Genomic DNA, 21,085 nt, shown 5'->3' with positions numbered 1-21,085 from the left:
TACTTGCCCGCGGCGCGGATAGCGCCACCCATGACCGAGTGGAAGCTGTTCGCGGATCTCGCCGAGCGGGCGGGCGACAAACGCGTCGCGGTCGAGGCCGGGGCCGGCGACACCGTCGGCGACGCCCTCGAGGACCTCCTCGAGGATCGTCCCGAGCTCGAGGATCGCGTGCTCGAGGACGGCGAGTTGCGCTCCCAGATCAACGTGTTGCGCAACGGAACGAACGTCCTCGTCGAGGAACAGGGCCTCGAGACCGACCTCGAGGCGGACGACGAGCTGGCGCTGTTTCCCCCCGTCAGCGGCGGCTGATGGAGCTGCGCCGCCTCGGCGCCGACGACGCCGCCGTCCGCCGCTTCGTCAGGCGACTGTGGCTGCCCTACCACCGCGAGCTCGAGGCGATCGTCGACGATCACGCGCTCGCGGAGGGCGACCTCGTCGCCGAGGAGGTCCCGTTTCGCCGCGAGCGCCTCGGGACCGACGGCCACCGGACGTGGCTCGCCGTCGACGACGCGGGAGCGGACGGCCCCGAAACGGGTGGGGCGGAAAACGACGTCCTCGCGGGGTTCGTCGCGACCGACGTCGAGGAGTGTCCGTCCGTCTTCGACCGCCCCGATCGGCTGGTAGTCGGCGATATCTACGTCCGCGAGCCGTACCGGGGAACGGGGCTGGCCGACGACCTGCTCGAGCGCGCCGCCGAACGGGCGCGGGCGGTCGGCTGCGGGGAGCTCGCGCTCGAGGTCGACGTCGACAACGAGCGCGTGATCGCCTTCTACGAGAAGCGCGGCTTCGAGACGGTCCGCCGTCGGATGTCGGTCGCAGTCGAGGACGCGTAATCGCGGCGCGCTCGAGCCGTCCCGGGTAGCGACCGTTACTCCCCGCTCTCGCCGCCTCCCGACGCGAGATCGATCCCGAGGACGAAGTCGGGCTCCTCGGCGATCGGCGCCCCCGCGTAGGAGGCGTCGCTGACGTACTCGGCGGTTTCGGGGAGCACCACGCGAGTCCGATCCGCGCCGATCTCGGCGGCGTCCCGTGCGATCGCGCCGAACAGCGACCGCGCCGCGTCGACGTCGTCCCAGGCGGCGACGCCGTACTCGGCCCACGTCTCGGTCCCGCCGTCGTCGGTCTCGCGGTCGTCGCTTCGAATCCGGACGGAGGCGCCCGCCGTCCCCGATTCGCGAGCGACGGCGAAGACGGCCGTCTCGTCGGCGAAGCGCTCGAAGTCCTCGCGGTCGAGTTCGCGCACCGCCCACGTCTCCTCGGGGGCGAGGCCGAGCCCCCGGAGGTGCTCGCGGGCGTCGCTGTGGGTCCAGTAGCGCCAGGCTGCCGCCGGATCGCTCGAGACCCGATCCGGACGTCGACGGTCCGGATCGGGCTCGGGGTGGGCGAAGCGAAACTCCGTTATCGGCTCCATCCCGCTCGTTCGGGCGGCGCCAAGCGAGGCGGCGTTCCACGAGAAGATCATGACCCGGCCGACGGTCGCCCCCCGCTCGCGGGCCCACTCGAAGCAGGCCTCGTTGAGCCGACCGCTCAGTCCTCGACGCCGGTAGTCGGGGTTGATCCGCATCCCCTGGAACCAGGCCTCGTCGGGCGAGACCATCGCCGCCTGAACGATCCCCGCGACCTCGTCGCCGGCGTCCGCGAGGAACGTCTTCTTCGGCTCGTCGTCGTCCTCGAGCCACTCGTGGTAGATCTCGGGGATGTAGTCGCCGCCCCGATCCGCCCAGAGGTCCTCGGTGAAGGATCTGACGCCCTCGTAATCGTCGTGGGTCGCCCGTCGGATCTCGATCCCGAGCGCCATCTCAGTTCCAGGGGGTCGACCGCGCCTGCAGTTCGCCGGCCAGCGACGTCTCCATCGCCTCCGGGACCGAGTCGGCGTTTTCGAGCGTCCACATCAGCTTGACCTTCGCGGTGCCGGGCAGGGTGTCGCCGGCCTCGATCACGCCCGCCTCGAGCAGGTCCCGACCCGTGTCGTAGACGCGGTCGCAGACCCGCCCCTCCAGACACTGGCTGGTCATGACGACGGTCGTCCCGTCCGCGATCAGCTCCTCGATGCGGGGGATCAGATCGGTGTGGACGTGGCCCAGTCCGGTCCCCTCGAGGACCAGTCCCTCGCTGCCCGCGGCGACGTCGAGGAAGGCGGGATCCATCCCGGGCGTGAACTTCAGCAGTTCGACGTCGTCCTCGAGGGCGGGCTCGAGTTCGAGGTCCACCTCGCTCTCGCCTCGCTGCTGATACTCCCGGCCGAACGTGACCGCCTCGGAGTCGTAGTCGACCTCGCCCAGCGGCTCTGCGCCGACCGTCTCGAAGGCGTCCCGCCGGGAGGTGTGGTTCTTCCGCACTCGAGTCCCTCGGTGGAGCGCGCAGACGTCGTCGCTCTCGGAGGCGTGCATACAGACCAGGACCTCGGCGCAGTCGCTCTTGGCGGCCTCGACGGCGCAGACGGCGTTCATCACGTTATCGGAGGACGGCCGATCAGCCGAGCGCTGGCTGCCCGTGAAGACGACCGGGACCGGCGTCTCGAGCATGAACGCGAGCGCGGAGGCGGAGTACTGCATCGTGTCGGTGCCGTGCATGACGACGACGCCGTCGGCGCCCGCCTCGATCTCCTCGCGGACCGCCTCGGCGAGGTCTTGCCAGATCGGGGGCTCCATGTTCTCCGAGAGGATGTTGGCGACGACCCGTCCGCGGTAGTTCGCCCGCCCCGCCAGGTCGGGCACGGCACGGAGGACGTCCTCGGCGTCGAACTGCGCCGTTACCGCCCCGGTGCGGTAGTCGACCGTCGAGGCGATCGTTCCTCCAGTGGAGATCAACGCGATCGTCGGCAGCTCCTCGTCGAACTCGACGGTCGAGCCGTCCTCGCCCTCGTCGGCCGAGCCGTCGATATCGTAGACGTCCTCCTCGAGGACCTCGACCGCGGCGGCCTCGCGGTCGACCCCGACGTTGTACCCGCCCTCGAGTTTCACCACGAACTGTTCGTCGGTGCTGGAGGGCAACAGGACGCCCTCGTAGCTGCGGTCCGCGCGATCGACGCGAACGCGGTCGCCTGGGTTCATGTGCCCTCGTTGCGCGGCGCTGGACTTGAAGGCACGCTTTCGCCGTCAGGGCGACAGCGTCGCCGGAACGGGGGCGACAGCGTCGCCGAAACGGGACGGCTACGTCGCCAGGCCGACCGCGACGAGCCCGACCCCCATCAACAGGAGCACGCCGGCGATGATCGCCGTCAGCAGTCGGACGGTGCTCAGGTCGTCGCGGGAGAGATCGAGCCGCGGGTAGAGGTGGCGACCGACGTACAACAGTCCGCCCCCGAGAGCGATCGAGAGCATCCCGAAGACGATCAGCTCGGTAGTCACTGACACCCGCTACGTCGGCGAGAGTAAAAAGAACGCCCGTCGGAGCCGTCGCCCGAACGGGGGCGGAAGCGTCGCGTGGGAAAAGGCCATGGTGTCGGGGAGCTTGCACTCGCGTATGAGCGATCGCTCGGACGAGGTCGCCGAGGCGACCGATCGCGGGGAGCGTCCGACCGACGAACTCCTCGAGGAGACGGAGCGGCTGCTCTCCGAGCCGAACGCGGAGGTCGACGCCGATTCCAGCGCGGACGCGTCCGCCGCGGCCCCGACGAACGCGGGTGCGACCGAGGACGCCTCGTCGCGGTCGCGGCTGCCGTCGCTTCCCCGCCCCTCGCTCGGAGCGCGGTTCTCGCCGAAGGGATTTCTCGCGCTCGTGGCCGCGCTCGGCGTCGGGCTCGTCGCGGGCGGGCTGGCGGTCCCGATCGCCGGCGAACTCGTCGGTACCTTCGCCGTCGCCTTCGCGATCGGGCTCGCCACCTCGAAGCGGCGCTACCTCGAGGTGGGCGCGGCCGGGGCCGCCGTCGGCGGGATCGCCGCGGTGGCGAGCAACGCGGTGCTGGCGGTCGCCGGCTCGGGGCGGGCGGTGCTCGCGGTCGGCGTGGCCGCCGGACTGGTCGCCTGTCTCGTCGGCTACTACTTCGGTCGGGACCTCCGGAACGGACTGTTCCGGGACCTCGAGTGAACGGGGTTCTCGAGAGAACGCGCTACCGTTCGACGATCCGCTACGATTCCTCGGAATCGGGAACCAGTTCCCAGCCGCGTCTCGTCCGCCGGACCATCCCCTCGTCGGCCAGCAACTCGAGGATCTCGGCGACGACCTCCCGAGGGGCGTCGACGTCCTCGCCGAGTTCGGTGACGGATTTGGGTTCGGAGCGGACGCTCGCGAGGACGTCGGCGTAGATCCGGCTCTCGGGGCCGGCGCCGACCGACTCGGAGATCTGATCGAGCACGTCGCAGACCTGGCGCTGGACCCAGCGCTGGGCCAGCGACAGCTCGTTTTCCAGCTGTTCGAGCTGCTCGAGGGCCGCCAGCAGCTCCTCTACGTCGTCGGTTTCGTTCCAGGAGACGTCGATCTCGAGGTGGCGGCAGGTCGCGATGTCGAGGCTGCTGTTGGCGGGGTAGGCGCTCTTGCTGACATAGCCGTACGGCGAGAGACTTACTTCGAGGCGGAGGTTGCGCGCGATGTGGAAGTACTTCCGGCGCTGCTCGTCGACGCGGCTCTCGATCAGCCCCGCTTCCTCGAGCTTGCGCAGGTGTTCGATCACCGCCTTGGGACTCACGCCGAGGTACTCGGAGATCTCGGTCACGTAGCACGGTTTTCGCGCGAGCAGTCGGAGGATGCGTCTCCGGTTTTCGTTTCCGAGAAGGTCCAACAGGGCGGCGGAGTCCATTCGTACGAGAGGTTGTGCGCCGTCGCTGAAAAGCGTGTCCTCTCCCCCCTCGTTCCGGGAACGCGGCTACTCGGCGTCGACCTCACCGACCGGGGGCGTTTCGTTTCCGCTCTCGTTCCGGTCGGCGGCCCCCTCCTCGTCACCCGCCTCGAGGAACCGCTCGAAGCCGACGACCTCGGTCGCGACGGCCGCGATCTGTTCGCCGCCGAGGGCGGCGACGTCCGACTCGAGGGACTCGAGGCGATCGACCCCGACCTCGTTGTCGGCGGCGACGGGTTTCGTCTGTGCGATCGACCGCTCCAGGGCCGCGATCTCGACGGTCAGCCGGGTCATTCGGGCCTGGTACTGCGGAGTCGAGAGCTCGTCGCCCCGATCTCGGAGCAGCTCGCGCTCGCGCTCGAGGGTTTCGTACCGGGCCGCCAGCTCGTCCACCCGCTCGTCGACGAGTCGCTCCCGGGTTTCGTCGTCGGCGGCATCGTACTTCGCTTCGAACATCTCGGATTCGACGGTCGTCGCGGTGTCCGCCGCGCTCGACTGCATGAAGGCGGTGACGCCCCGTTCGACGTCGGCCTCGCGCTGTTCGTTCGATGCGTCGTCGACCCCGGCGCTGGCGAACGTCCCGCTGGCGACCGGGGAGACCGCCAGCCCGACGAGGAGGATCGCAACGAGGAGGGGAACCGACCGTGCGGAGTTCATTACCGTACCCGACCGTCGATCGGCCTAAAAAATCGGACCTTCGTTCGGATCGTTTACGCCCCCGATCGCGCCGTTCGAAACTGGCCGGGGGTTTACGCCGAGTTTAGCCGGGGCGTTGCAGCGCCCCGAGGCGCCCGACGGGCGGTCGGCGACGGCGCGTCCCGAGCCCTTCTCTGCCCGATCGTTCAAACCGTTCATCGGCGAAAACTCGAGCCTTACCCGCGATCGGCGCCGTTTTCGCGGCGCTTATCGTCGGCGTTATGAACTGTTGTGGCTGAGCGACCGGTCGTCCGACCGTCGGAAACGACCGATTGTCGATTGCGCTGCGGACACGATGGGGGTCGTCGGCCGAAAGGTTATACGTCCTCGTTCCCTGGTACCTAGTGACATGTTCGAGGTGTTCTCCCGGAGCTACTACCTCGGTCGCCTCTACGTCACCCCGACCGACCACCCCCGCGCCCTCATCCACGACGAACAGCACGAGCGACTCAACGAGGAGGTGTACACGTCCGGCGAGGGCGTCGAACGGCTCGACGCCCCGCTGGTGATGAAACTCGAGTCCCAGCACTTCCCGGTGCACGGGGACTCGTCGGTGCCGGCGAACACGCTCGCCCTCCCCGAGTCGGTACTCGAGAACACGGACGTCCGAAGCCCCCCGTCGCTCCGGGAGGTGTTGCTCGCGCGCCGCGAACAGGCCGAGCGGTTGCTCAGCTTCGCCGGCTGGGATCCGACCGACTTCGACCCCGATGAGTATCCCGGCGCCGGAACCTAGAAGTACTCCCGCTCCCCGTGTTCGGTCGGATGCTTGACGAGTTGCTCGGCCGCGCCTCCCTCAAGGCGCGCATCGACGAGCTCGAGGCGGAGAACGAACGGTTGCGGGAGCGCTACGAGGCCGAATCCGAGCGCCGATCCGAGGCGGTGACGGCCCGACAGGACGCCGAGGAGAAACGGAACCGCCTCGAGGACCGCATCGCCCAGCTCGAGGGCGAGCTCGAACGGGTCGAGGCCGACGACGGCGACCCGACCGTTCGCCGGCGCGTCGACCTGCGCGGGGCCCGCCTCGAGGAGGCGCTCGAACGGCTGCGGTCGATCCGAACGGCTTCGGAAGGGGCGCTCACCGCGAGCGTCGACGACGAGGTCCCCGGCACCGTCCGCGAGGACCTCGCGGACGTGCTCGACGCCCGGATCGCCCTGCTCGAGGACGCCGCCCCTTGCCTGTGTTGTATCGACGACGCCGGTCTCGTCTCGGTCGCGCTCGAGTCGCCCATCGACCCGGCCCTCGAACCGACCTGGGACGACCGGTTCGACCTCGAGCGGGAGTGGTTCCTGCCGACGGGCCGCCACGCCCTCGCGCTCGTGCGGGCGGACCTGTTCGCGCTCGGCGTCTACGAGGGCGACGAGCGCGTCGACTACCGCGGCTTCGAGAGCGACGTCAAGGGCAACCACTCGAAGGGCGGGTTCTCGCAGGCCCGCTTCGAACGGATCCGCGACGACCAGATCGACGACCACCTCGATCGCTGCCGTGAGGTTCTCGCTGAGCGCGACGCCGACCGCCTCTACGTCGTCGGCCAGCGCGGCGTCGTCGATACCCTCGTCGAGGAGGCCGACCTCGAGACCGCGGCGACCGCCGCCGTCGACGCCACGGGCGATCCGAAGGCGGCCCTCGAGGATGCCCGCCGCTCGTTCTGGACGACGACGCTGACGGTCGTCTGAACGCCGCGTGCGTGGCGGTCCCGACCGCCGAACCGGGCGAACATCAGGGCATTCATTACCGCGCCGTCCGACCCTCGAGTGATGAGTATCCCGTCGTTCGTCATCGGCATCGCCGGCGGCACGGGCGCCGGAAAGACGACGGTCTCCCGGACCGTCGCCGAGACGGTCGGCGAGGCCGTCACGCGGATTCCCCTGGACAACTACTACGAGGACCTCTCCCACCTCGAGTACGAAGAGCGTGCCGAGGTCAACTACGACCACCCCGACGCCTTCGAGTGGGAGCTGCTTCGCGAGCAACTCGACAGTCTGTTGATGGGCCAGCCCGTCGAGATGCCCCAGTACGACTTCGAGATCCACAACCGCAGGGACGAGCGCGTGCGGGTCGAACCCTCCGACGTGATCGTTCTCGAGGGGATCCTCTCGCTGTTCGACGAGCAGGTCCTCGAGATGCTCGACCTGAAGGTGTACGTGATGACCGACGCCGACGTCCGCATCCTCCGGCGGATCGAGCGCGACGTCATCGACCGCGGCCGCGGGCTCGAGGGCGTCATCGACCAGTACCTCGAGACGGTCAAGCCGATGCACGAACAGTTCGTCGCGCCGACGAAGAAAAACGCCGACATCATCATCCCCGAGGGAGCCAACCGGATGGCCGTCGACCTGCTGGTCGAGAAAGTCGAAGCCGAACTCGCCCCCGGCGACCCCGACGCCGACGACCGCGCGTTCCCCCTCGAGGTCGGCGAGGACTCCCCGACGCGGGTCGACCTCGACACGACGAACCGGTCCGTCGACTGACGACCGCGGCGAAGTTCCTCCGAGAGACGGTTCAGACGGTTTCCTTCTCCGAAAGACGGTTCAGACGGTTCCCTTCGACCGCTGGTCGTTCGTGTGACTTCCAGGTGCTGTCGTTCTCGGAGCGACTTTGGACGAGGAGAGCCGGACGCTACGGCAGCGTTTCGCAGGCGATGCCGTCGCCGTCCGCGTCGAGCCTGTGGGGGTCGCCGTCCGCGTTCTCGAGGACGTACTGGGCTTGCTCCTGTGTATCGAAGTCGCCGCAGTTGTAATCGCCGTCAGCGGGAACGGGTGGGACGTCGATTTCGTCGCTTCCGGTATCGCTCGCGTCGGCCTCGGACGACGAGGACTCGGCCTCGAAGTCCCAGAGACCGACGTCGCTCGACCGCGCTTCCGACTCGGCGCTATCGAACTCGTCGCGCAAGCTAAACGAGGAGTCGTAGACGCGAGCGTACCCTCCCTCGAGCAGGTCGAGGTTGAAGTTCGTGTCACCGACGTAGACGTACGCGAGGAGACGGCCGAAGCTCCCGCGGCGATCACCTTCCACGTCGGTGACGACCCGGACCTCTCGACCCTCGAGTTCGTCGGTCGCGTACCGACTCGCTTGCTGGCCCCAGTTGTAGAGGTGATCGCGCGCTGCCGGGGTGTCCGGGATGGTTTCGTACTCCCCCGGAGCGACGTCTCCAAGACTGGTCTCGGGTGTATCTACCCCAATGAGACGAACGGTGTCTTCCTCGCCGCTGGCGAATCGTACCTCCATCGTGTCGCCGTCGATGACGCGTGTAACCGTGGCCTGGCGGGCCTCACCGCCGGCAACCTCCGCCGGAACCGAGACGGGAGATTCCGTCCGGGCCGTCGATTCGGACGCTTCCGACGAGTCCGTTTCCGAGTCGCTCGAGCCGGGCTCCGTAGCGGACTCGGTTTCGGAGTCGTCCGACTCGGAGTCGTCCGATTCGGATTCCGCGCTCGAGTCGGACTCCTGAGCGTTCAACTCCGTTCCCGTCGAGGAGTCGTCGGCGGACCCGTCCGGGTCCGTCTCTGCCTCGCTCGAGTCAGCGTCCGTAGTAGGGTCGTCGGTCGATCCGCCTGGATTCGTCTCCGACTCATTCGAATCAGCGTCCGTAGTAGGGTCGTCGTCGGACTCCGTCTCCGCTTCATCGGAGTTAGAATCCGGAGTAGAAGCCTCCGAATCCGGTTCTGTCGTGGAATCAGGTTCCGACTCGGAAGCGTCTTCGGCCGGCGGTGACTCGGATTCCGGATCATCGGCGTCCGCTTGCGGAGACGATTCGGGTTCCGGATCCTCGGACTCGGGCAGATCCGGTTCGATTCCGCTATCGCCCGTATCGCCGCCGGCCGCTACGATTCCCAGGAGAACGAATCCGACGACGGCAGCTACTGCACCCGACTTGAGGCCTCCACCCGACTCGATTCCGGGAACGGTTGCGAGGCGATCGGCGATTCCCCGGTAGTTCGTTCCGACAAGGAGTCCCACTACGACCGGCGAAAACGCTATAATCAGCGGAACGGCGAAAAGATATCCCGTACCGACAGCGACGTTTCGTCCTGTTCGGCCCCGTTTCATTCCCGGGACCGTCTCCCCCAAAGACATCGGTTCCGAATAACCAGTCGTAGCGGTTATAGATTTTGTGAAATGCTGGCTGAATATCAATACATCTGTAAAGACGGCTCGTCGTTTCGTAGCTGTCCCATCGCAACTGCCGACGACCGTCTCTCGAGCGCCGTCGGGACGATCGGTTACCGATTGTAATCACTCGTCGGCGCGCTCGAACCGTGACGCCGACGGGATGTCTAGCGTTAAGTAGTCGCTCGCCCGATGGCCCCGTATGCAGATCGCGATTCTCGCCCACGAGAAGTTCCCCGGTCGCGCCAAGACCGCCCTGGGAGTGCTCCGATACGCCGACTACGACGTCGAAGCCGTCCTCGACCGCGACAGCGCCGGCGACCGCGTCGCCGATCACGTCCCCGACGTACAGGACGCCCCGATCGTCGCGGGGATGGACGAGGTCGGGGACGTCGACGCCCTGCTGATCGGGATCGCCCCCATCGGGGGCGGCTTCGACGAGAGCTGGCGCGACGACGTCCGAACCGCGCTCGAGCGCGGCTGTGACGTCATCGCGGGGCTGCACTACTTCCTCGAGGAGGACGAGGAGTTCGCCGCCCTCGCGGCCGAGAACGACTGTGAGCTGTGGGACGTCCGGAAACCTCACGAGGAGCTGACGGTCAGCCAGGGCGCCGCCGGCGACGTCGACGCCGAAGTCGTTCTGACCGTCGGCACCGACTGCTCGGTCGGCAAGATGACCGTCTCGATGGAGCTGGCCCGGGACGCCCGCGAGGCCGGCTACGACGCCGCCGTGATCCCGACGGGCCAGACCGGGATCATGATCGAGGGCTGGGGCAACCCGATCGACCGCGTCGTCTCCGATTTCACCGCGGGCGCGGTCGAGGAGATGATCCTCGAGAAGGGCGACGAGCACGACTACCTCTTCGTCGAGGGCCAGGGCAGCATCGTCCACCCCGCCTACTCGGCGGTCACCTGCGGCATCCTCCACGGCTCGATGGCCGATCAGCTCGTGCTCTGTCACGAGGCGGGCAAGGAGGCGATCCACGGCTACGAGTCCTTCTCCCTGCCCTCGATCCCGAGCTACGTCGACCGCTACGAGGACCTCGCCGAACCCGTCTCTGACGCGACCGTCACCGCGGGCGCGCTCAACACCTCGGGTCTCGAGGACGACGACGCGGCCCGGGACGCGGTCGGAGAGTACGCCGACGCGATCGACGCCCCCGCGGCCGACCCGATCCGCTTCGGCACCGACGACCTGCTGGAGGCGCTGCTCGAATGAGCCTCGAGACCGCGTTCGAACGCCACACCCTTCCGCTGGAGTTCCCCTTCGGGATCTCGCGGGGAACGGCGACGGAAGCCGAGGTCGTTACCGTCCGAATCGAGGACAACGAGGGCACCGTCGGCGTCGGCGGTGCCGGACCGTCGCCCCACTACGGAGAGACGCCCGACACCGTCGCCGCGGTCCTCCCGGAGCTGCTCGAGATCGTCGAGGACGTCGGCGACCCTCACCAGCTCTCGCGGATCGAACGCCGTATGCGCGAGACGGTACGGCGAAATCCCGCGGCCCGCTGTGCGGTTAGCATCGCCGTCCACGATCTGGCCGCCAAACGGCTGGGGGTCCCCCTCTATCGCTACTGGGGGCTCGACCCCGATCGGAGCCTCGAGACCTCCTACACGATCGGGCTCGACGATCCCGAGACGATGCGCGAGAAGACCGAAACCGCGCTCGAGCGGGGCCACTCTCGCCTGAAGGTCAAGCTCGGCACTGACCGCGACGTCGAGATCGTCCGGACGATCAGATCGGTCGCGCCGGAGGTCGACCTGTTCGTCGACGCCAACGAGGCCTGGGCGCCCCGCGAGGCGGTGTCGAAAATCGACCGCCTCGCCGAGTTCGACCTCGAGTTCGTCGAACAGCCCGTCGCCGCGGAGGATCCCGAAGGGCTACGGTTCGTCTACGAGCGCTCGCGGCTGCCGATCGCGGCCGACGAGTCCTGCGTTACCCTCGAGGACGTCCCGCAGATCGCCGACCGTTGCGACATCGCGAACCTGAAGCTGATGAAATGCGGCGGGCTGCGGGAGGCGAAACGGATGATCCACACGGCTCGCGCCCACGGCCTCGAGGTGATGTGTGGCTGCATGACCGAGTCCAACGCCTCGATCGCGGCGGCCTGCCACCTCGCGCCGCTGCTCGATTACGCCGATCTGGACGGCTCGCTGCTGCTCGAGGAGGACCCGTACTCGGGAGTAGCGATGCCCGGCGGCGAGATCGACCTCGCGGGGCTCGAGCGAGCGGGAACGGGCGCCGTCCGGAGCTAGAGGATCAGGTAGATCCCGGTCGGGATCAGGAGGACGCCGAGTGCGATCTCGAGCCGGGCGGGATCGACCCGGTGGGCGACCAGCCAGCCCGCGACGGCGCCGACGACGATCGGGAGCGCGAGCAGCCCCGCGAGCGCGACCGAGACGGAATCCTGCAGGTAGTAGCCCCCGACGGCGAATCCCGAGATGAAGATCGCCTGGAGCTGCGCGACCCCCAGCGCCACCAGCATCGGGACGCCCAGCAGGACCAGCGCCGGCACCGCGAGGACGGGACCGCCGACGCCGACCAGGCCGGCGACGGTACCCAGGGCGAGCCCGGTCCCCGCGAAGACGAGCCGTCCTCGTCCCGTCTCCGCGTCGACGGCCGCCAGCGAGGGCAGTCCCCGGAGTCGTCGGTACGCCAGCACGACGCCCGTACAGACGAGAAGGATCCCCAGGAGGACGCCGAACAGTCGCCGCGAGACGAACGCGTTCAGGACGGTGCCGGCCAGCGCGCCGAGCACGCTCGAGCCCGCGAGGACCGTCGCCAGCGCCCGCCCTTCCGAGCCGACCAGCTCGCCCGAGCGCGCGTAGCCGACGACGCCGACCGCGCCGACGAGGACGAACAGGACGTGGGCGGTTCCCGCGATCTCGGACGAGGACAGCGGCGTCAGCAGGTAGAGCGCGATCGTCACGAAGATCCCGCCCGCGCCGACCGTCGTACAGCCCACGCCCGACAGCAGGGCGACGAGTAGCAGCGCGAGGAGGATCTCGAGCGGGACGGGGATCATCTCGGTTCGTCGAGTACGGTCGCCTCGTCTGAAACGTCTCCGGATCGAGTCCCGCCGCGACCGCCTCGGAACGCGCAAGTTCGGATCGACGACAGTCGCCGCGACAGCCAACATCGTTTAACAGGGCGCATCCCGTGCGAAATTCTGCCATGGACGACAGCGATGGCGATCCGAGAGTCTCGCGACGAGGGCTGTTACGTGCCAGCGCGGGCGCCGTCGCGCTCTCGACCGTCGGTACCGCGGAAGCCGCCGGCGAGGGCACTCGAGGGACGCTCTCGGGGCGGTGTCCCGACGCGACGATCCGACCGAGCATGGGCCACTGTGCGGGCGCGAGCACGGAGGGCTGTGCGGACGACCACCCCGCCACGATCGAGCTCCGGGAAGCCGTCGCGGACATCCTCAAGGACCGATACCCCGACGCGGGCGCCCTGCTCGAGGCCGGTTTCAAGCCGTACTTCGACACCCTCGACGGCGACGACGGCGGCTACTCCCACTGGCTGCATCCGGAGTACGTCGGCGACGACGCCGTCCTCGATCCGGAACGCCCGGAGTCGGTGCTGGTCGACGACGACTCCTGGCGCTCGATCGGCGTGATGTTCATCGCGACCCGCGGCGACGAGCCGATCTCCCCGCCGGCGGTGTACGAGGCCGGCGACGGCGGCTGGGACGGGCCGCCCGAAGACGACTACGGAGAGAATCACGACGCGGACGGATACGGCGACGATCACCCGTCCGATGACGACCACCCGCACGACGACCACCACCCCGACGGCGATTCGGACCGCTGCTCGCCGTGGCACTACCACGCCGGCGCGCCGGGCAGGCTCGCCTGGTGGTACTACCGGACGGTCTACGAGGACGCCTACCGCGACGGCGAGCTGGCGCCCCCCTGCCGGACGCCCTGCATGCTGCACGTCTGGACGGTCGACCACCCCGAGGGGGTCTACGCCCACGACGGACCGCCGCCCGAGTATCGCGAGCGCGAACCGCCGGATGACCCGGGATTCGAGACCGACTCGCAGCCGGGCGAGGACGAACTCGGCTGGGACGTGCTCCCCGACGAGGCGGTTCCGGATCGACTCCCCGAGTCGTTCTCGCTGGCCGACGGGCTCGGACTGTAACCGTCCCGCCCGCTACGCCGAGCGCCACCGCTCGAGCGCCTCGAGGACCCGTTCGGTCGCCGCCGCGGCCGACAGCTCGTCGGTGTCGAGCTCGAGATCCGCCTCGGGCGCCTCGAACTCCCGGTAGACGACGTGGACCCCCTGCTCGTCGATCGCGTCCTCGCGGCGGCGGTTGCGCTCGAGGCAGGTCTCGAGGCTCGCGGTCGCGAGGACGAACCGAACGTCGCCGAGGGATCGGAACCGCGCTTGCCACTCGCGGCGGTAGAAGGTGCCGTCGACGAGGCGGATCGCGTCGGTCGGGCCCCCTGCGACCCGCGCGTACAGGCGCTCGTAGGTACGCCTCGAGAACTCGTCGGAGTGTACCAGCCGGACCGACTCGCCGCGGGCATCGAGGCGGTCGGCGACGCGGGTCGCAACGGTCGTCTTGCCCGCGCCGGGCGGCCCGCAGATGACGACGATCACGCGCTCGGAGAGGTGCCGGACGACCTTCCGCGTTCGGATTCCGTCGGAGCGGACCGCCTCGTACCGTCTGCTGTACCGATTTCTCGGCGCAACCGCCAGACGGTTCGCGGTTGTACCGCTGTCGCTCATCGGTTCGTGCCGCGGTACGGCGACGGCCGGGAAATACGTACAGCCGGCGGCGAGCAGCGTCGGGTTCCCGCTGGAACGCCGGAACTGACTCGCAGTAACCCGTCTCAGTCGGCATCGGTTTCGACTTGCGTGTCCCGGTCGTGGCCGACCTCGAACGGCCCCTCGTCGGGACCCTTCTGGGGGAGCATCGGCCCGATCGAGGCGGTCCGGCGCGCGACGGTGGCCGTCCGGAGGATGTACGCCGACAGCAACGCCAGCGGCGAGAAGACGACCGCGATCAGGCCGCTGACGACGATCGGCGCGGCGGAGTGACCGACCGTCGGCCCGCCGAGGCCGCCGTACAGCAGTCCCAGGAGAAACGCCGCCAGCACCGCCGGAATCCCCAACAGGATCGTCAGCTGGGAGAGGCGGGTCAGCTCCCGCTGCAGGTACGTCGTCTTGAAGTGCTCTCGCCCGGTGTTGAACAGCTTCAGCGACTCGATCAGCTCCTCGAGCGCCTCGCGGGTGGCGTCCGACAGCTCGTCGGCGTGGTCGTTGCGCAGGTGTCTCGCGGCGTAGATCTGCCAGGCGTCGTCGTACCCCATCGCCGACGAGAGGGCGTCGAACGAGCCGAACCGCGCCCGATCGAGCGTCTCCTCGGCTCGGTCGGTGCTCTTCTTGACGCTCGAGACGAACCGTTCGACCCGTCTCCGGGCCGTTCCGTCGGGATCGTCCGCGACCGCCGCCCGGATTCGGTCCGCCCGGTAGTCGATCTCCTCGACGAGGAGCTCGAGCTGTCCCGCCGGCGCCGCCGGGGTGGCGGGAACGCCCGTCGCGTCCTCGATATCCCGCCGGAACTCCATGACCCCCTCCAGCCGGTTCCGGAACTCGTCGGCCGAGCGAAACTCCCGCGAGAGGATCATCTGATTGACGGAGACGACGAGAGTGATCAGCGAGAACGTTCCCGCGATCATGCCGCCGACCATCCGCGTGAGCGAGTTACTGTTGACGAACGCGACGAGGCCGAGGCTACGCAGTCCCACCAGGAGCGCGAACACGCCGAGGGTGAGCGCGGCGGTGATGACGATGCGGTTGCCCTGCAACAACACCCAGTCAACGATTCGACGAACGGCGCTGTTCTGGCGGTTGACGTCCGCTCCGTACGAGTCCAGCGTCTCGTCGCTGTCGACGGACCCCATGTTCTGGTGTTCGAGAGGAGCGATGAAAACGGACCGCCTTGCAGCGCCCGCCGGAGACGGACGACGCCGTCCGGACCCGAAGCGAAAAGCTCGCGGCGCGACCCCGCGAGCGAGGGCGAGGCCGGGATCGGGGTCGGCTCCCCGTCGGCCCGCGGGGCGAGACCTAGCCGTGCGCGTCGGCGAGCACGCTCCGCACCCGTTCGTTGTACGCCTCGAGCGCCTCGCTCGCCGCGTCGGGGTACGCCTCCGAGGGGCGCTCGAGGCCGGCCTCGTCCTCGGGGGCCGGGAGGTCGACGACGACGGTCCCGACCGCGCCGCGGTCCTCGTGGGTCGGACACGCGTAGTCGTAGACGCCCTCGTTGTCGAAGACGCGCTCGAACGGACTCGAGGGGGTGACCGCGCTCCGCCAGGGATCGGCGCCGTCGGTCAGCCGCCGCTGGTCGCCGTGGGTCTCGGGGTGGTAGGCGGCAACCTCGTGGGTGCCGCTCTCGGCGGTCCACTCGACGGTCCCGCCGGCGACGACGTGGGCGATCGGAGGATCGATGCGGGCCCCGTCCGCTCCGTCGATTAGTTCGACCTCCAGGTACGGTTTCGGATCGCCGAGCAGCGGATCGTCTCCTCCCAGTTTCCCTTCGATACACCCCGCGACGCCGGCCGAGAGCACCGCTCCACCGGCGGCCAACAACTGCCGACGAGTCGACCCCCGTCCGTTCATCGGAAGCGCTTTCGAGTTCGAGGCGCTAAAGCGCCCGGTTCGAGGCCGGAGCTATCGATTCATCCGTCCGGACGGAGAAAGAAGCTGCAGCGGGTGCGCTTTTGGTGGTCCGCTGCAATGTTCGGCTCACGTTGCTGGGGTTAGACTTCGAGCTCGACGGCTCTGAAAACGACTTCTCTCTCAAGGACGAGTACAGCGCGACCGTCAACGTGTTTCTCCACTTTACCGTGCTGGGAACGATCGCGCTCGCGACCGGCCGACCGTTTCTGTTCCCGAGCCTGGGGCCGTCGGCGTACCTGATCGCGACCGGCGAACAGCCCCGCGCGGAGGGCGCGTACCACGTCATCGGCGGGCACACCGTCGCGGTCGTCGGCGGGTTGATCGCCTACGCGCTGGTTGGCAACCAGGCCAGCTCGTACGTGGTGTTCGCCAGACCCGACCCCGCGTTCAGCGTCGAAATCGTCTACCTCTGGGCGAGCGCGACGCTGGCGATGATGCTGACGACGACGACGATGCTGCTGACGAAGACGAACCACGCCGCGGCGTGTGCGACGACCCTGATCATCGCGCTGGGGCTGATGGGCGGGCTCGCGGATTCGGCCGTCATCGTCGCGGCCGTCGCCGTCCTGTGGTACCTCCACGACAAGGTCATCTCGCCGCTGGCCCAGCGGTTCGGCTTCGTCCCGCGGGACGCCCGAGCGGAGTAGTCCGGGACGTCGACCGAGCAAGGCTCACGTTGAAATGCGGCCGCGCCGTCGGTGCTACCATGATCGACTGCAGCATCCCCCGACGGGATGGGCTCGTGCGGAGGGGGTACCGATGACCGGGGATCAGCGGCGGAACCGACGCGCCGTGCTCGCCTCGCTCGGGACCGGGGCTGTGGCCTCCGTCGCCGGCTGTCTCGGCGACGACGACGGCGTCAGCAGCGGCAACCCCACCTACGAGCGCGGCGAAGTCGGCAACGTCACCAACGGGAGCCGGAACGCCTCGGAAACGTCCGCGGCCGGACAGCTCGCTCAGAGCGAACCGAACACGAACGTGACGCCGCTGGACTCGCTCTCGATCGCGTCCCACGAGTTCGTCATCGAGGACGGGTTCCGGGGCGCGACCGTGCAGGGGACCGTCGAGAACGACCGCGAGGAACGCGTCGAGATCGCCGAGGTCAGGGCCCGGTTCTACACCGACGGCGGCGAGCAGCTCGGACTGTACACCGACACCGTCGGCGACCTCGACGCCGGCGAGAGCTGGCAGTTTATGGTCGTCGTGCTCCTCTCGCCGTCCGACATCGCCGAGTACGACGTCGCCGCCCTCGGGACGCCGGCGTCGTAGGCTCGCGCTCGGAGGGCTACTCGACCAACCGGTCGGCGACCCCCTCGTAGACCGCCGCTGCGCTCCCGGCGAGTGCGTACGCCGGCCGTCCTTTCCCCGTCGGCGAGCGCTCGTCGGGCCGGATCTCCTCGACGACCCCCTCGTCCTCGAGGCGGTACAGCGATCGCATCACGTCGGCCTCGGTGACGGCGCCGACGACCTCGGACTCGAGGTCGGCCGCCCGCGTCCGACAGGTGCGACGAATCTCGTGGGTCTGGGCGGGCGTTTCGTCGTTCCGGTGGGCGTCGGCGACGGCCGCCAGAACGAGCTGCTCGGTCAGCGAGAGCGAGTCGAATTCCACGTCTGCCACCATACGGGTTCCTACCACGCGCTGGGTGGTAGCTGTTTCCCCCAGTTGCAACCGCAAAAAACGCCGTCGGCGCGGTCGACCTACGAGTTCTCCTCTTCCTGGAGCTCCTCGAGTTCGCTGTCGATCTCGTCGTCGTCGACCTGTGCCTCGAGTTCCTCGACGTCCTCCTCGGCCTCGGCGACGTCCGTCTCGTCGACTTCCCCGCCGCCGACCTCCGACTTGAGCGTCTCGAGTTCGGCCTCGACGCCGCTGTCGGTCGAGAGGCCCTCGAGCTCGCGGTCGATCTGGTCCTTGTCCGAGAGGACGTCCTCGAACGCGCCCGACTCCTGAAGCTCGTCGAGCGCGGCTGCGCGGGCCTCCATGTCCTCGGTCTGTTCCTCGGCGCGCTCGATGGCGCGGCCGACGTCCTCGAACTCCTCTCCGGTTGCGGTCATCGCCTCCGAGACCGTCGAGCTGGCCTTGGCGGCCTCGTGGCGGGCCTTCATCGTCTCCTTTTTCGTACGGAACTCCTCGATGCGGTTCTGGAGTTCGTTTTTCTGGTCGATCAGCTTGTCCTGCTGGCTCTGGAGCTTCGAGATCTGTCCCTCCAGATCCTCGATCTGGGCCATCTTCGTCTTCTTCTTCTCGAGGGCGCGCCGGGCCAGGTCCTCCCGGTCGCGCTGGACGGCCGTGCGAGCCTGGTCGTTGTGCTTCTCGACGTTTTCCTCGAGGCGCTTCTTTTGCATCTCCAGGCGCTTTTTCTGGGTCGTCAGGTCGGCGATCCCGCGTTTGACCTGCTGGAGCTGGTCGCGCATCTGCTCGTAGGAGTAATCGAGGGTCTCGGTCGGGTCCTCGGCCCGGTTGAGCACCGAGTTGATCTTCGAGCGGATGACGTAGGAGGTCCGAGAGAGGATGCCCATGTCCCTACGTATGGTTCCCCGGCCTTAAAAACATCACATCAGCGACAGTCGGCCGATCGAGTGGGCAGTCTTGATTACCGTCCGCGGCGAACCGCCGCCGATGAGCGACGTCCCCATCCCCGGCGGTCGCGACGTTCGGGGTCGACTCGAGGAGCCCGACGCGGAGACCGAGTCCGTCGTGATCGCCTGCCCGCCCCACCCCCAACACGGCGGTTCCCGCAGCGACCAGCGACTGGTCGCCGTGAGCGAGGCCCTCGGCGAGGCGGGGATCGCCTGCCTGCGGTTCGACTACGGCGCGTGGGACGAGGGCCGCGGCGAGCGCGAGGACGTCCGCAACGCGGTCCGGTGGGCCGACGACCGGTACGACGAGGTCGGACTGTTCGGCTACAGCTTCGGGGCCTCCCAGGCGCTGCTGGCGGCCGCCGACCTCGACGGTCCGATCGCGGGCGTGGCCGCGCTGGCGCCGACCGCGTCGCTCGGCCCGGACCTCGACGCGGTCGCCGCGCTCGCCGCCCTCGAGGCCCCGGCGCTGGTGCTGTACGGCGAGCGCGACACGACCGCCGACTGGGAGCCCGTTCTCGAGCGAGCCCGCGAACGGGGCGACGACGTCGTCTCCCTCCCGGCGGACCACTTCTTCCTCGGCACCCGCGAGGAGATCGCGGAGGCGGTCGCGGCGTTTTTCGCCAGCGCGTTCGAACGCCCGTAACTCGACGGCGACGCTGGTCGAGCCGTCGGCTCGGCGCGGTTCGAGGGCCGCCGGAAACGATACCCTACGGCGACCGAACGGAGCGGCCTCGATCGGTAACGACCGCCTTGCCGATCGGTACGCGCGGACAATCGTCGCATCTCGCGTCTTCCTCGAGCGCTTAACAATGTGCCGGGAACTGTTCGGCTCGATACGGTCCCAATGATCCTGACGGAACTGCGGTCGCCGTGGCGGCCGACGCTCGAGGCGAGTCGCTCGCACGCGGCGTCGAGCGGGGTGAGCGTCGATGGATGAGACGATCGGCCGGGACGACGACGGCGCCCGCGAAGAGCCGTCGTCCGCGGCCGCCGTTTCCCCTGACCGTCCGACCGACCGGCGGTCGACGGCGGATCGAACCGTCGCAGTCCACCAGCCGAACTACCTCCCATGGCTCGGCTACTTCGAGAAGATCCGCCGGAGCGACGTCTTCGTCCTTCTCGACGACGTCGAGTACACCTCGGGCTCCTGGATCAACCGCAACCGGATCAAGACGCCCGACGGCTGGACCTGGCTCACCGTCCCGGTCCGGGGCTCGAGCGGGTCGATCGCCGACGTCGAGATCGCCGGCGACGACTGGCGGACCGCCCACCGCAAGAGCCTCCGGTTCAACTACGGCAAGGCCGCGGCGTTCGACGACCTCGCCGTCGTTTTCGAGGAGCCGTACGCGCGCCCGTGGGACTCACTTTGCGAACTGAACGTCCACCTGATTCGGCGCCTCGCCGATCGGCTCGATCTCGACTCCGAGTTCGTCCGCTCGTCGTCGCTCGACGTCGACGCCGCGGGATGCGAGCGGATCGTTCGGCTCTGTTCGAAACTCGGTGCCGATCGGTACTACTCCGGGGAGGGCGCCCGCGCCTACAACGACCCCTCGCGGTTCGAGAGGGTCGGCGTCGCCCTCGAGTACCAGTCGTTCGACCACCCCAAGTACGAGCAGCGCTTCGGGGGGTTCGTTCCGGCGCTCTCGATCGTCGACGTCCTGGCGAACGCCGGCGTCGACGGTACGCGCGATCTCCTTCGGTCGGTGAGCGCCGATGCGTGACCGCGGTCGAACGCCGGCCGACGGCTGGGCCGAGGACTTCAGCTACGGCTACTACCGGACGCTGCTCCACGCCCTGCGGGCGGCCTTCGAACTCCGGACGCTCTCGGAGCGCCTCCCCGGGGGCCGCGACGGCGAGCGCACGGCGTTCCTGCGACACGACGTCGACGTCTGCCTCGAGCGCGCCGTCGAACTGGCCGAGATCGAGCACGAACTGGGCGTACGCTCGACGTACATGGTCCTCCCGGACACGCCGCTGTATAACCTCGAGGAGAACCGCGACGTTCTCCACCACCTGTGTGAACTCGGCCACGAGATTGGCCTTCACTGCGATCTCGGTCCGGCGGCGAACGGTGCCGAACCGACCGACGGCGGGCTCACCGCCGCCGAGCACCGACGGATCACGGACGGACGGCGCCGGCTGGCGGCGCTCGACCTCCGGCCGGTGCGATCGGTGTCGTTTCACCGGCCCGCCGGCCGGGTTCTCGGCGGACCGCGACGGATCGACGGGATGG

General features: G+C 68.8%; 25 protein-coding genes and 1 pseudogene. 14 read left to right on the top strand and 12 right to left on the bottom strand.

Going from position 1 to position 21,085, the window contains the following annotated elements; translation table 11 throughout:
* Positions 1–30: 30 nt before the first annotated feature.
* Both C492_RS21330 and C492_RS21325 read left to right on the top strand, forming a co-directional pair.
* Complete coding sequence (locus tag C492_RS21330; protein WP_008427483.1) at positions 31–309, top strand: ubiquitin-like small modifier protein 1; 279 nt, start codon at positions 31–33, stop codon at positions 307–309.
* Complete coding sequence (locus tag C492_RS21325) at positions 309–833, top strand: GNAT family N-acetyltransferase (protein WP_008427482.1); 525 nt, start codon at positions 309–311, stop codon at positions 831–833. Before C492_RS21330 ends, C492_RS21325 begins: the two co-directional genes overlap by 1 nt.
* 35 nt (positions 834–868) lie before the next feature.
* Here C492_RS21325 and C492_RS21320 read toward each other — a convergent pair whose 3' ends face one another.
* The 3 genes from C492_RS21320 to C492_RS21310 all read right to left on the bottom strand — a co-directional run bounded on the left by C492_RS21320 (position 869) and on the right by C492_RS21310 (position 3,350).
* The gene (locus C492_RS21320; RefSeq protein ID WP_008427481.1) at positions 869–1,798 is read right to left on the bottom strand and encodes a GNAT family N-acetyltransferase; all 930 of its coding nucleotides are present in this window, start codon (positions 1,796–1,798) and stop codon (positions 869–871) included.
* A 1-nt stretch (position 1,799) separates the two neighbouring features.
* Entirely contained in the window at positions 1,800–3,053 is a 1,254-nt protein-coding gene (gene gatD, locus C492_RS21315; RefSeq protein WP_008427480.1) for a Glu-tRNA(Gln) amidotransferase subunit GatD, read from the bottom strand.
* A gap of 99 nt (positions 3,054–3,152) precedes the next feature.
* Positions 3,153–3,350 carry a hypothetical protein gene (locus tag C492_RS21310; RefSeq protein ID WP_008427479.1) on the bottom strand — a complete coding sequence of 66 codons (198 nt, stop codon included), beginning with the start codon at positions 3,348–3,350 and terminating at the stop codon, positions 3,153–3,155.
* Between the two features lie 115 nt (positions 3,351–3,465).
* On the opposite strand from C492_RS21310, the gene C492_RS21305 reads away from it, so the two are divergent.
* Positions 3,466–4,029, top strand: a complete 564-nt coding sequence (locus C492_RS21305) for a hypothetical protein (RefSeq protein ID WP_008427478.1) — start codon at positions 3,466–3,468, stop codon at positions 4,027–4,029.
* Positions 4,030–4,069: 40 nt separating this feature from the next.
* On the opposite strand, the gene C492_RS21300 is transcribed toward C492_RS21305, so the two are convergent.
* Entirely contained in the window at positions 4,070–4,738 is a 669-nt protein-coding gene (locus C492_RS21300) for an ArsR/SmtB family transcription factor (RefSeq protein ID WP_008427477.1), read from the bottom strand.
* Between the two features lie 66 nt (positions 4,739–4,804).
* Complete coding sequence (locus C492_RS21295; RefSeq protein ID WP_008427476.1) at positions 4,805–5,434, bottom strand: hypothetical protein; 630 nt, start codon at positions 5,432–5,434, stop codon at positions 4,805–4,807.
* Between the two features lie 388 nt (positions 5,435–5,822).
* Between C492_RS21295 and C492_RS21290 the strand changes: the two genes are divergently transcribed.
* The 3 genes from C492_RS21290 to udk all read left to right on the top strand — a co-directional run bounded on the left by C492_RS21290 (position 5,823) and on the right by udk (position 7,942).
* Positions 5,823–6,206: a DUF5802 family protein gene (locus C492_RS21290; RefSeq protein WP_008427475.1), complete on the top strand. Its 384-nt coding sequence runs from the start codon at positions 5,823–5,825 to the stop codon at positions 6,204–6,206.
* 29 nt (positions 6,207–6,235) lie between these two features.
* Complete coding sequence (locus C492_RS21285; protein ID WP_008427474.1) at positions 6,236–7,147, top strand: Vms1/Ankzf1 family peptidyl-tRNA hydrolase; 912 nt, start codon at positions 6,236–6,238, stop codon at positions 7,145–7,147.
* 81 nt (positions 7,148–7,228) lie between these two features.
* The gene (udk, locus tag C492_RS21280) at positions 7,229–7,942 is read left to right on the top strand and encodes a uridine kinase (RefSeq protein ID WP_008427472.1); all 714 of its coding nucleotides are present in this window, start codon (positions 7,229–7,231) and stop codon (positions 7,940–7,942) included.
* A gap of 148 nt (positions 7,943–8,090) precedes the next feature.
* Here udk and C492_RS25025 read toward each other — a convergent pair whose 3' ends face one another.
* Positions 8,091–9,431 (bottom strand): thermonuclease family protein, encoded by a 1,341-nt coding sequence (locus tag C492_RS25025; protein WP_008427471.1) that lies wholly within the window; start codon positions 9,429–9,431, stop codon positions 8,091–8,093.
* 352 nt (positions 9,432–9,783) lie between these two features.
* Between C492_RS25025 and C492_RS21270 the strand changes: the two genes are divergently transcribed.
* Positions 9,784–10,800: a DUF1611 domain-containing protein gene (locus C492_RS21270; RefSeq protein ID WP_008427469.1), complete on the top strand. Its 1,017-nt coding sequence runs from the start codon at positions 9,784–9,786 to the stop codon at positions 10,798–10,800.
* The gene (locus C492_RS21265) at positions 10,797–11,837 is read left to right on the top strand and encodes a dipeptide epimerase (RefSeq protein WP_008427467.1); all 1,041 of its coding nucleotides are present in this window, start codon (positions 10,797–10,799) and stop codon (positions 11,835–11,837) included. The genes C492_RS21270 and C492_RS21265 overlap by 4 nt, the downstream gene beginning before the upstream one ends.
* On the opposite strand, the gene C492_RS21260 is transcribed toward C492_RS21265, so the two are convergent.
* Positions 11,834–12,607, bottom strand: coding sequence for a sulfite exporter TauE/SafE family protein (locus tag C492_RS21260; RefSeq protein WP_008427464.1), 774 nt, complete (start codon positions 12,605–12,607; stop codon positions 11,834–11,836). The two genes, C492_RS21265 and C492_RS21260, sit on opposite strands and share 4 nt — an antisense overlap.
* A 149-nt stretch (positions 12,608–12,756) precedes the next feature.
* Here C492_RS21260 and C492_RS21255 point away from each other — a divergent pair, with 149 nt between their 5' ends.
* The gene (locus C492_RS21255) at positions 12,757–13,728 is read left to right on the top strand and encodes a hypothetical protein (protein WP_008427462.1); all 972 of its coding nucleotides are present in this window, start codon (positions 12,757–12,759) and stop codon (positions 13,726–13,728) included.
* Between the two features lie 12 nt (positions 13,729–13,740).
* Here the strand turns inward: C492_RS21255 and C492_RS21250 are convergent, their stop codons facing one another.
* The 3 genes from C492_RS21250 to C492_RS21240 all read right to left on the bottom strand — a co-directional run bounded on the left by C492_RS21250 (position 13,741) and on the right by C492_RS21240 (position 16,212).
* A complete protein-coding gene (locus tag C492_RS21250) occupies positions 13,741–14,319 on the bottom strand; it encodes an AAA family ATPase (protein ID WP_008427460.1) in 579 nt (192 codons plus the stop codon).
* A 104-nt stretch (positions 14,320–14,423) separates the two neighbouring features.
* On the bottom strand, positions 14,424–15,497 hold the full coding sequence (locus C492_RS21245; protein WP_008427458.1) for a hypothetical protein: 1,074 nt from the start codon (positions 15,495–15,497) through the stop codon (positions 14,424–14,426).
* 163 nt (positions 15,498–15,660) lie between these two features.
* Complete coding sequence (locus C492_RS21240; protein ID WP_008427455.1) at positions 15,661–16,212, bottom strand: cupredoxin domain-containing protein; 552 nt, start codon at positions 16,210–16,212, stop codon at positions 15,661–15,663.
* Between the two features lie 131 nt (positions 16,213–16,343).
* On the opposite strand from C492_RS21240, the gene C492_RS21235 reads away from it, so the two are divergent.
* Entirely contained in the window at positions 16,344–16,919 is a 576-nt protein-coding gene (locus tag C492_RS21235) for an HPP family protein (RefSeq protein WP_008427453.1), read from the top strand.
* 112 nt (positions 16,920–17,031) lie between these two features.
* The gene (locus C492_RS21230; protein WP_008427452.1) at positions 17,032–17,541 is read left to right on the top strand and encodes an FxLYD domain-containing protein; all 510 of its coding nucleotides are present in this window, start codon (positions 17,032–17,034) and stop codon (positions 17,539–17,541) included.
* Positions 17,542–17,557: 16 nt separating this feature from the next.
* Here the strand turns inward: C492_RS21230 and C492_RS21225 are convergent, their stop codons facing one another.
* Both C492_RS21225 and C492_RS21220 read right to left on the bottom strand, forming a co-directional pair.
* A complete protein-coding gene (locus C492_RS21225) occupies positions 17,558–17,893 on the bottom strand; it encodes a hypothetical protein (RefSeq protein WP_008427450.1) in 336 nt (111 codons plus the stop codon).
* Between the two features lie 77 nt (positions 17,894–17,970).
* Positions 17,971–18,789 carry a PspA/IM30 family protein gene (locus C492_RS21220; RefSeq protein ID WP_008427447.1) on the bottom strand — a complete coding sequence of 273 codons (819 nt, stop codon included), beginning with the start codon at positions 18,787–18,789 and terminating at the stop codon, positions 17,971–17,973.
* A gap of 100 nt (positions 18,790–18,889) precedes the next feature.
* On the opposite strand from C492_RS21220, the gene C492_RS21215 reads away from it, so the two are divergent.
* The 3 genes and pseudogenes from C492_RS21215 to C492_RS21205 form a co-directional block, all read left to right on the top strand.
* Positions 18,890–19,495: an alpha/beta hydrolase gene (locus tag C492_RS21215; RefSeq protein WP_049893232.1), complete on the top strand. Its 606-nt coding sequence runs from the start codon at positions 18,890–18,892 to the stop codon at positions 19,493–19,495.
* Between the two features lie 286 nt (positions 19,496–19,781).
* Entirely contained in the window at positions 19,782–20,573 is a 792-nt protein-coding gene (locus C492_RS21210; protein WP_008427444.1) for a WbqC family protein, read from the top strand.
* Positions 20,566–21,085, top strand: a pseudogene (locus tag C492_RS21205) (hypothetical protein); the annotation flags it as partial. The gene C492_RS21210 and the pseudogene C492_RS21205, both read left to right, overlap by 8 nt.

The sequence above is a fragment of the Natronococcus jeotgali DSM 18795 genome, assembly GCF_000337695.1.
GTDB lineage: Archaea > Halobacteriota > Halobacteria > Halobacteriales > Natrialbaceae > Natronococcus > Natronococcus jeotgali.
Note: the sequence above shows the minus strand (reverse complement) of the source record. Positions and strands in the feature narration are given on the sequence as shown.